Genomic DNA, 11,143 nt, shown 5'->3' on the forward strand with positions numbered 1-11,143 from the left:
GCCTCGACCGCGTCGACGTGGTCGGGGGCGAGCTGGGCACCGGCGAGGGCCTGGCGGATGACACGGACCTGGGCGGGACCGTTGGGCGCCGTCAGGCCGTTGCTGGCGCCGTCCTGGTTGACGGCGGAGCCGCGTACCATCGCCAGCACCGGGTGGCCGTTGGTGCGGGCGTCGGAGAGGCGTTCCAGCAGGAGCATGCCCACGCCCTCGCCCCAGGCCGTGCCGTCGGTGGCGGCGGCGAAGGACTTGCACCGGCCATCGGGAGCAAGCCCGCGCTGGCGGCTGAACTCCACGAACGCCTCAGGAGTCGCCATCACCGCCACGCCACCGGCCAACGCCAGCGAGCACTCCCCCGAACGCAACGCCTGCGCCGCAAGATGCAGCGCCACCAGCGACGAGGAGCAGGCCGTGTCGATGGTCACCGAGGGGCCTTCGAGGCCGAAGGTGTAGGACACCCGGCCCGAGGCGACGGAACCGGTGTTCGTGTTGTCCTGGTAGTCGTGGTACATCATTCCGGCGAAGACGCCGGTGGCCGAGCCCTTCAGACCGGCCGGGTCGATGCCTGCCCGTTCGATCGCCTCCCAGGAGGTCTCCAGCAGCAGCCGCTGCTGCGGGTCGATGGCCAACGCCTCGTTGGGGCTGATCCCGAAGAAGTCGGGGTCGAAGTCGCCCGCCTGGTGCAGGAAGCCGCCGTGCTTGACGTAGCTGGTGTTGGGGCGTTCGGACTCGGGGTCGTACAGCTCGTCGATGTTCCAGCCACGGTTGGTCGGGAACTCCGAGACCGCGTCCACCCCGCCGGCGACCAGCCGCCACAGGTCTTCCGGGCTCTCCACCCCGCCGGGATAACGGCAGCTCATACCGACGATGACGATCGGGTCGCCGTCGGTCACCACCACCGTGGGGGCCGCGCCGGTGGTGTCCTCACCGGTGCCCGTGAGCTCCTGGGCGAGGTGTCGGGCGAGCACGGACGGGCTGGGGTAGTCGAAGACGAGGGTGGCGGGCAGGCGCAGGCCGGCGGCCTCGCCGAGGCCGTTGCGGAACTCGACGGCGCTCAGTGAGTCGAAGCCCAGTTCGCTGAAGGCCTGTTCAGGGTCGATGGCCTCGGGGCCGGCGTGGCCGAGCGTCGCGGCGGCGGTGGCCCGGACGAGGCCGAGGATCTCGGCCTCCTGCGCCTCGGGGGTCATCCCGGCCAGCCGTTGGGCCAGGGCCGAAACGCCGGCCGTGCCGGTCGTGGTGCTGACCGCCCGGCGGGCCGGGCGGCGGACCAGGCTGCGGAAGAGTTCGGGCAGTTCACCGTCGCCCGCGCCGAGTGCCTTGGCGTCGAGGCGGATGGGAACCAGGGCGGGGGCCGGGAGGGTGCTTGCGGTGTCGAAGAGTTGCAGGCCCTGTTCGGGGGTGAGGGCGTGCACGCCGGTACTGCTCATCCGGTCGAGGTCGGCCTGACTGAGCTCCCCGGCCATGCCACCGCCCCACAGACCCCAGGCCAGGGACTGTGCGGGCAGACCGGCCGCCTTGCGGTGCGCGGCGAGGCCGTCGAGGAAGGTGTTGGCGGCGGCGTAGTTGCCCTGGCCCGGGTTGCCCAGCGTTCCGGCTGCGGAGGAGAACAGCACGAACGCGGTGAGGTTCTTGTCGGCGGTCAGGTCGTGCAGATTCAGGGCCGCGTCCACCTTCGGGCGCAGTACCGTGTCCACCCGCTCCGGGGTCAGGGAGGCGATGATGCCGTCGTCCAAGACGCCGGCGACGTGGACCACCGCGGACAGGTCCACATCCTGAAGCAGGGCCGCCAGTGCTTCGCGGTCGGCGGCGTCGCAGGCCGCCACCGACACGTCGGCGCCCAGCGCGGTCAACTCGGCCGTCAACTCCGCCATCCCCGGGGCCTGTTCACCCCGACGGCTGGTCAGCAGCAGGCTCCGCACCCCATACGCGGTCACCAGATGCCGGGCGAACAGCCCGCCCAGCGTGCCGCTCGCACCGGTCAGCAGGACCGTGCCCTCGGCGGTGAACACCGTCGCGGGCCTGGGCGCGTCGGTCGGCTCCATCGCAGTGCGTACGAGGCGGGCGCCGTATGCGTTGCCCTGCCGGACCACGACTTGGGATTCTCCCGAGGCGAGCGCCAGGGCGAGGGCGGCATCGCCGTCCTCGTCGACGTCGACGAGGACGAATCGGCCCGGGTCCTCGGACTGGGCGGAGCGGACCAGGCCCCATACGGCGGCGCCGGCCAGGTCGGTGACGTCCTCACCCGGCAATGCCACCGCACCGCGCGTCACGACAGCCAGTTGTCCGGCAGCCGACCGCAGCTCGGCGAGCGCCCGATGCACCGCCGACCGCACGGCGTCCGCATCCGCACCCGGCGTGCTGCGGAACACCACCACATCACCCGGCGTAGAACCATGCGTCCGCACCCCCGGCAGCCGTACCCAGTCGAGCTGGAACAAGGACTCGTGGAACGCCGTGCGCGCCGCGGCCAGTTGGTCCGCCGTCACTTCCCGCAGCACCAGCGAACCGATCGTGGCGACCGGGCGGCCCTGCTCGTCGGCGACCGCGAGGGTGACGCCGTCGGCGCCCTGGCGGGCCAGCCGCACCCGGAGCCGGGAGGCGCCGGTGGCGTGCAGGGAGACGCCGGTCCACGCGAAGGGCAGGCGCGTGGTCTCGGCCCCGCCCGCCAGCAGCCCGGTCGCGTGCAGGCACGCGTCCAGCAGTGCCGGGTGCATCCCGAACCCGTCGACGGCCGTGTCCTCGGGCAGGACCACCTCGGCGTATATCTCCTCCGTCTCCTCAACGGAGCGCCAGGCGGCTGTCAGGCCCTGGAAGACCGGCCCGTACTCCAGACCGGCCTGCGCCAGCGTCTCGTACAGGCCCTCCACGCTGACCGGCTCCGCGCCACGCGGCGGCCACTGCGACAGGTCGAAGGAGGCCGACGGCACACCGGGGGCGAGCAGACCGGTCGCGTGGCGCGTCCAGGACCGCTCCTCGTCATCGGGGCGCGCGTACACGTGTACCGGACGTGTGCCGTCGTCGGCCGCCGTGCCCACCACCACCTGGACGGCGATTCCGCCCCGCTCCGGCAGCACCAGCGGCGCTTCCAGGGTCAGTTCCTCGAGCTGGTCGCTGCCGACCCGGTCGCCCGCCGCGATGGCGAGTTCGACCAGGCCGGTGCCGGGGAAGAGGACGGTGCCGCCGACCGCGTGGTCGGCCAGCCAGGGCTGTGCGGACGTGGACAGCCGGCCGGTGAGCACGACGCCGTCGCTGTCCGGGGATGTCAGTACGGCGCCGAGCAGCGGATGTGCCGCCCGGTCCAGGCCTGCGGACGCGAGGCCGCCGGTGTCCGCGCCGGCCCAGGCCTCGGCCCAGTACTCCAACGCGTCCAGCCAGTAGCGCTGGCGCTGGAAGGCGTACGTCGCCAGTTCGACGCGGCGTGCTCCGGTGCCGGCGTAGAACGCGGTCCAGTCAACAGCCCCGCCCCGTACGGCGATCCGTGCCAGCGCGGACACCGTCTCGCGGGTTTCCTCGCGCTCGCGGCGCAGGGTGGGCACGAAGGCCGCATCCTCGGCGGACTGCCGGCCCATCGCCGTCAACACCGCATCCGGCCCCAGCTCGACGAACGTACCCACACCCGCCGACTCCAACGCCCTTACGGCATCGGCGAAACGGACCGCCTCACGGACATGACGGACCCAGTACTCCGGGTCGCCCAGCTCCTCGCCGACGAGGGCGCCGGTGAGGGTGGAAACGATCGGAAGGGAGGGCTCGCCATACGTCAATTCCTGTGCGACGGCACGGAAGTCGGCGAGCATCGGCTCCATCAGCGGGGAGTGGAAGGCGTGGGACACCTTCAGACGGGTGGTCTTACGGCCCTCCGCCTCAAAGTGCGCCTTGATCCGCAGCGCTTCCGCCTCCACACCGGAGACGACCACTGCGGTGGGTCCGTTGACGGCGGCTATGCCCACGCCGTCGGCCAGCAGGGGGCGGACCTCGTCCTCGGTGGCCTGCAGGGCGACCATCGCGCCGCCCTCCGGCAGGGCCTGCATCAACCGGCCCCGCGCGGTCACGAGTTTCGCGGCATCCGCCAGGGACAGCACCCCGGACACATGCGCGGCGGCGAACTCACCGATGGAGTGCCCGGCCAGATAGTCCGGCCTGATCCCCCACGACTCCAGGAGCCGGTACAGCGCCACCTCCAGCGCGAACAACGCCGGCTGCGTGAACTCCGTACGGCTCAGCCGCCCGGCATCCTCACCCCACATCACCTCGCGCAGCGGCACATCGATCTCAGCCAGTACGGCGTCGAAGGCGTCGGCGAACACCGGGAACGCGGCATGCAGTTCACGGCCCATCCCGATCCGCTGCGCCCCCTGCCCGGTGAACAGGAAGGCCGTCTGGCCACTCCCGCGCACGCTGCCTTGCACCACTCCCGCGGCCGACCTGCCCTCGACGAAGGCGGTGAGGGCCGCCAGGAGTTCCTCGCGGTTTGCGCCGAGCACGGTGAGGCGGTAGTCCATGGGGGCTCGGTCGGTGGCGAGGGAGTAGGCGACGTCGGCGGGACGCAGTGCCGGGTCGTTTTCGACGTGTGCGCGCAGGCGTTCGGCCTGGCCGCGCAGGGCCTCGTCCGTCTTCGCCGACAGCAGCCACGGTATGGCGGGGAGGTCGCTCCCGGTGGTGGGCTCGTCGGGGACGGGGTCGGGGCTGGGGGCTTGTTCGAGGATGACGTGGGCGTTGGTGCCGCTGATTCCGAAGGAGGACACCCCCGCGCGACGCGGGCGGCCGGTCTCCGGCCAGGGCCGGGACTCCGTCAGCAGCCGCACATTGCCCTCGGACCAGTCCACCTGATGCGTGGGCTCGTCCACGTGCAGCGTCGGGGGCAGCACACCGTGCCGGATCGCCTCGACCATCTTGATGATGCCCGACACCCCGGCCGCAGCCTGCGTGTGGCCCATGTTCGACTTGATGGACCCCAACCACAACGGCTGGTCCTCGGGCCGGTCCTTGCCATATGTCGCAAGGAGGGCCTGGGCCTCGATCGGGTCGCCGAGGGTGGTGCCCGTGCCGTGCGCCTCGACCGCATCGACGTCATGGGTGGTCAGGCCGGCCGCGGTCAGTGCCTGGCGGATGACGCGGCGTTGGGCGGGGCCGTTGGGGGCGGTGAGGCCGTTGCTGGCGCCGTCCTGGTTGAGGGCGGAGCTGCGGACGACCGCGAGGACGGGGTGGCCGTTGGCGCGGGCGTCGGAGAGGCGTTCCAGCAGGAGCATGCCCACGCCCTCGCCCCAGGCCGTGCCGTCGGTGGCAGCAGCGAAGGACTTGCACCGCCCATCGGGAGCAAGCCCGCGCTGACGGCTGAACTCCACGAACGCCTCCGGCGTCGCCATCACCGCCACGCCACCGGCCAACGCCAGCGAGCACTCCCCCGAACGCAACGCCTGCGCCGCAAGATGCAGCGCCACCAGCGACGAGGAGCAGGCCGTGTCGATGGTGACGGCCGGTCCCTCCAGGCCGAAGACGTACGAGACGCGGCCCGAGGCGATGGCGCCGGTGCCGCTGTTGGCGGCGTAGTCGTGGTACATCATTCCGGCGAAGACGCCGGTGGCCGAGCCCTTCAGTGCGGCCGGGTCGATGCCGGCCCGTTCGATCGCCTCCCAGGAGGTCTCCAGCAGCAGCCGCTGCTGGGGGTCCATGCCGAGGGCTTCGTTCGGTGAGATGCCGAAGAAGGCCGGGTCGAAGTCGGCGGCCTGGTGCAGGAAGCCGCCGTGTTTGACGTAGCTGGTGTTGGGGCGTTCGGACTCGGGGTCGTACAGCTCGTCGATGTTCCAGCCACGGTTGGTCGGGAACTCCGAGACCGCGTCCACTCCGCCGGCGACCAGCCGCCACAGGTCTTCTGGGGTCTCCACCCCGCCGGGGTAGCGGCAGCTCATGCCGACGATGACGATCGGGTCGCCGTCGAGTGCGGTGGCGGTGGCCGGTGTGGGTGTGTCGGTGTCCTGGCCGGAGAGTTCTTCCAGGAGGTGGCGGGCCACGTCGGCCGGGCTGGGGTAGTCGAAGACGAGGGTGGCGGGCAGGCGCAGGCCGGTGTCGTCGTTGAGGCCGTTGCGCAGTTCGACGGCGGCCAGGGAGTCGACGCCGAGGTCGCGGAAGGCGCGTTCGGGTTCGACCGCCCGGGCGTCGGCGAAGCCGAGGACGACGGCTGCGCGGTTGAGGACGAGGTCGAGCAGGGCTTGCTGCCGCTCGTCGGCGGGCAGGGCGTCGAGGCGTTGCTTCAGTGTGGCGGTCTCGGTCCTGGTGCTGCCCGCGCTGCGCCTGCGCCGGGGGGTGGCGGGCAGGAGGGCGCGCAGCAGGGCCGGGGTGTCCTGGGTCTGGGAGCGCAGGGCGGCCAGGTCGAACTTGACGGGGACGAGGGTGGCGTCGGGGCTGTGCTGGGCGGCGTCGAAGAGGGCGAGCCCTTCGTGCGGGGCGAGGGCGTGGATGCCGCCCTGCGATATGCGGCCGCGCTCCGCGTCGTCGAGGGTGTCGGCCATGCCTCCGGCCCACAGGCCCCAGGCCAGGGACTGTGCGGGCAGTCCCTGCGTCTTGCGGTGGGCGGCGAGGGCGTCGAGGAAGGCGTTGGCGGCGGCGTAGTTGCCCTGGCCGGGGGCGCCGAGGGTGCCGGAGCCGGAGGAGAACAGGACGAAGGCGCTCAGGTTCTTGTCGGCGGTCAGGTCGTGCAGGTTGATGGCCGCGTCCACCTTCGGGCGCAGTACCGTGTCCACCCGTTCCGGGGTGAGGGAGGCGATGATGCCGTCGTCCAGGACGCCGGCGACGTGGACCACCGCGGACAGGTCAACGTCCTGGAGGAGGGCGGCGAGGGTGTCGCGGTCGGCGGCGTCGCAGGCCGCCACCGAGACGTCGGCGCCCAGCGCGGTCAGCTCGGCCGTCAACTCCGCCATCCCCGGGGCCTGTTCACCCCGGCGGCTGGTCAGCAGCAGGCTCCGCACCCCATAGGCGGTCACCAGATGCCGCGCGAACAGCCCGCCCAGCGTGCCACTCGCACCGGTCAGCAGGACCGTGCCCTCGGCCGTGAATGCGGGGGCGTGTTCGTCCGGTGTGAGGGGGGCGGGTGTCAGGCGGGCGCCGTGGGCGGTCGTGCCGCGTACGACGACCTGGGGTTCACCGGTCGCCAGGGCGAGGGCGACGGCGTCATCGACGCTGCCTTCGTCCAGGTCGACGAGGAGGAAGCGGCCCGGGTCCTCTGCCTGGGCGGAGCGGACCAGGCCCCATACGGCGGCGCCGGCCAGGTCGGTGACGTCCTCTTCCGGCAGCGCCACCGCGCCCCGGGTGACGAACACCAACTGGTCTGCGGCGGACTGCAGTTCGGCCAGTGCGCGGTGCACCGCGGAGCGCACCTGTGCGGCGTCCTTGCCGGGAGTGCTGGTGAAGACGGCGGTGGTGGGCCGCGCGTCGGACGGGACGGCCGCGAGGGGTGTCCACTCGACGTGGTAGAGCGAATCGTGGAATCCGGTCCGGGCCGCGGCGAGTTGCTCCTCGGAGATGGGCCGCAGCACCAGGGACTCGACGGTGGCCACCGGGTGACCGGCGGCGTCGGCGAGGGCGAGGGCGACGCCCGACCCGGTCGGGGTCAGGCGGACCCGTACGGCGGCGGCGCCCGCCGCGTGCAGGGTGACACCGGACCAGGCGAAGGGCAGGGCGGCCTGTCCGCCGGTCACGCCGGTGAAGCTGACGGCGTGCAGGGCCGCGTCGAGGAGGGCGGGGTGCAGGCCGAGCCGTTCCGCGTCCTTGTGTCCCTGCTCGGGGAGGGTGATCTCGGCGTAGACGCTCTCGCCGTCGCGCCAGGCGGCCTTCAGGCCCTGGAACACCGGGCCGTAGCTGAGGCCGAGTGCGGTGAGGTCCGGGTACAGCCCGGCCACGTCGAGGGGTTCGGCGCCGGGCGGCGGCCACTGGGTCAGGTCGAAGCGTCCCTGGTCCGCGCCGCGCGCGAGCACACCGGCGGCGTGCCGGGTCCACGGGGCGTCCGGCGAGGGGCGGGAGTGGACGGTCAGCGCGCGGGTGCCGGAGCCGTCGGCCGCCCCCACGGCGACCTGGACCTGGAGCGCGCCGCGCTCGGGCAGGGCAAGGGGTGCCTCGAGGGTCAGTTCCTCCAGGACGTCGCAGCCGACCTGGTCGCCGGCCCGGACGGCGAGTTCGACGAAGCCGGTGCCGGGGAACAGGACGGTGCCGCCCACCACGTGGTCGGCCAGCCAGGGCTGTGCGGACGTGGACAGCCGGCCGGTCAGCACCACGCCGTCGGTGTCGGCCAGTGTCACGGCGGCGCCGAGCAGCGGGTGGTCGGCCGCGTCGAGTCCGGCGGAGGCCACGTCGCCGGCCCCGTTCTCGGGGCTGATCCAGTAGTGGGCGCGCTGGAAGTTGTAGGTGGGCAGGTCGATCCGGGCCGCGCCGCGGCCGGCGAAGACGCCTGTCCAGTCGACGGGGACACCGCGCACATGCAGCTGTCCGACGGCCGTGAGCACGGCGGCGGCCTCTGGGCGGTCCTTGCGCAGGGCGGCCGTCAGTACCGCCGAGTCCGACTCGACGGACTGCTGCGCCATCGCGGTCAGCACACCATCGGGACCCAGCTCCAGGAACCGGGTGACTCCCTCCGACTCCAGCACCGTCACCGCGTCGGCGAAACGCACCGCCTCACGGACATGACGGACCCAGTACTCCGGATCACCCAACTCCTCGCCGACGAGGGCGCCGGTAAGAGTGGAAACAACCGGAATCGAAGGCTCGCCGTAGGTCAACTCCTGTGCGACGGCACGGAAGTCGGCGAGCATCGGCTCCATCAGCGGGGAGTGGAAGGCATGGGACACCTTCAGACGGGTGGTCTTACGGCCCTCCGCCTCGAAGTGCGCCTTGATCCGCAAAGCTTCCGCCTCAACGCCGGAGACCACCACTGCAGTGGGCCCGTTGACGGCGGCAATGCCCACGCCGTCGGCCAGCAGCGGACGGACCTCGTCCTCGGTGGCCTGCAGGGCGACCATCGCGCCGCCCTCCGGCAGCGCCTGCATCAACCGGCCCCGCGCCACCACGAGTTTCGCGGCATCCGCCAGGGACAGCACCCCGGACACATGCGCGGCAGCGAACTCACCGATCGAATGCCCGGCCAAGTAGTCCGGCTTGATCCCCCACGATTCGAGCTGCCGGTACAGCGCCACCTCCAGCGCGAACAGGGCGGGCTGGGTGAACTCCGTACGGCTCAGCCGCCCGGCATCCTCACCCCACATCACCTCGCGCAGCGGCGCATCGATCTCGGCCAGTACGGCGTCGAAGGCATCGGCGAACACCGGGAACGCGGCGTGCAGTTCACGGCCCATCCCGATGCGCTGCGCGCCCTGACCGGTGAACAGGAAGGCGGTCAGGCCGTCGGAGACGGTTCCGCGCAGTGCTTCGGGGCGGGTCTCGTCCTGGGCGAGGGCGGTGAGGGCGGTGACGGCGGCGGTGCGGTCAGGGGCGAGGACGACCGCGCGGTGTTCCAGCGCGGTGCGGGTGGTGGCGAGGGAGTGGCTCAGGTCGAGGGCGGCGAGGCCGGGGTTCTCGTCCGCGTGGGCGGCGATCCGTTCGGCCTGGGCGCGCAGGGCGTCGGCGCTGCGGGCGGAGACGAGCCAGGGCAGCGGGACGCCGGCGGGCCAGGCGGTCGGGGCCGGTGCCGGGTCGGCCTCGTCCTCGGCAGGTTCGGGGGCGGCGGGCGGTTCTTCGAGGATGAGGTGGGCGTTGGTGCCGCTGACGCCGAAGGCGGAGACGGCGGCCCGGCGCGGGTGTTCGCCGCGTGGCCAGGAGCGTTCGTCGGTGAGCAGCCGGACGTTGCCGGCGTCCCAGTCGACGTGGGTGGAGGGCTGGTCGATGTGCAGGGTGCGCGGCATGGTCGCGTGCCGCATCGCCATGACGGTCTTGATGATGCCGCCGACGCCGGCGGCGGCCTGGGCGTGTCCGATGTTCGACTTCAGGGAGCCCAGCCACAGCGGCCGCTCGGCGGGGCGTCCTTGGCCGTAGGTGGCGAGCAGGGCCTGGGCCTCGATGGGGTCGCCGAGGGTGGTGCCGGTGCCGTGGCCCTCGACCAGGTCGAGCTGGGTGGCGGAGATCCCGGCGGCGCTGAGTGCCTCGCGGATGACTCGCTGCTGGGAGGGGCCGTTGGGGGCGGTGAGGCCGTTGCTGGCGCCGTCCTGGTTGATGGCGGAGCCCTTGACGACGGCGAGGACGGGGTGGCCGTGGGCGCGGGCGTCGGAGAGGCGTTCGAGTACGAGGATGCCGGCGCCCTCGGCCCAGCCGGTGCCGTCGGCGGCGTCGGCGTAGGCCTTGGCGCGGCCGTCGGCGGCCAGGCCGCCCTGTCGGGCCATGCCGATGAAGGGGCCGGGCGTCGACATCACCATGACGCCGCCGGCCAGGGCGAGAGAGCATTCGCCCTCGCGCAGTGCCTGGGCGGCGAGGTGGACGGCGACCAGGGAGGAGGAGCAGGCGGTGTCGACGGTCACCGAGGGGCCCTCGAGGCCGAGGGTGTAGGAGACGCGGCCGGCGATGACGGCGGCGACCGCGGCGGTGCCCATGAAGGGGCCTGCTGCCTCGGGGGCGGAGTTGAGCAGGTCGCCGTAATCCTGGAAGCCGGAGCCGGCGAAGACGGCCACCTGGCCGCCACGCACCTGGTCGGCGGGGATGCCGGCCCGTTCCAGTGCTTCCCAGGACAGTTCCAGCATCAGCCGCTGCTGCGGGTCCATGGCGACGGCCTCGCGCGGGGAGATCCCGAAGAAGGCGGGGTCGAACTGTGCTGCTCCGTCGAGGAATCCGCCGCTGTGCGCGAAGTCGACGTCGTCGACGGAGTCCAGGTTCCAGCCGCGGTCGGCGGGGAAGGGGCCGACCGCGTCGACGCCGTCGGCGACCAGCCGCCACAGCTCCTCGGGGGAGGTGACCCCGCCCGGGTAGCGGCAGGTCATGGCCACGATGGCGATCGGGTCCTGCTCCCTGGCCTCGTACTCCTGGAGCCTGCGGCGGGTCTGGGCCAGGTCGGCCGTGACCCGCTTGAGGTACCCGAGGAGTTTCTGATCGTCAGCCATCTGCCCGCCTCGCAACATCCTTTGGGATACGCATGGTTCCGGTGGTTCGGGTCATCGCGTTCGGCCGGTGCCGG

1 protein-coding gene is annotated in these 11,143 nt (G+C 72.6%); it reads right to left on the minus strand.

Annotation, left to right across the window (positions count from 1 at the left end; translation table 11 throughout):
- Positions 1-11,069, minus strand: an 11,069-nt coding sequence (locus ABZS97_RS32305) for an SDR family NAD(P)-dependent oxidoreductase (RefSeq protein WP_356143489.1), incomplete at its 3' end; no start/stop codon positions are given.
- Positions 11,070-11,143: the final 74 nt, after the last annotated feature.

Source organism: Streptomyces sp. NPDC005485 (assembly GCF_040606085.1).
In the GTDB taxonomy this organism is placed as follows: Bacteria; Actinomycetota; Actinomycetes; order Streptomycetales; family Streptomycetaceae; genus Streptomyces.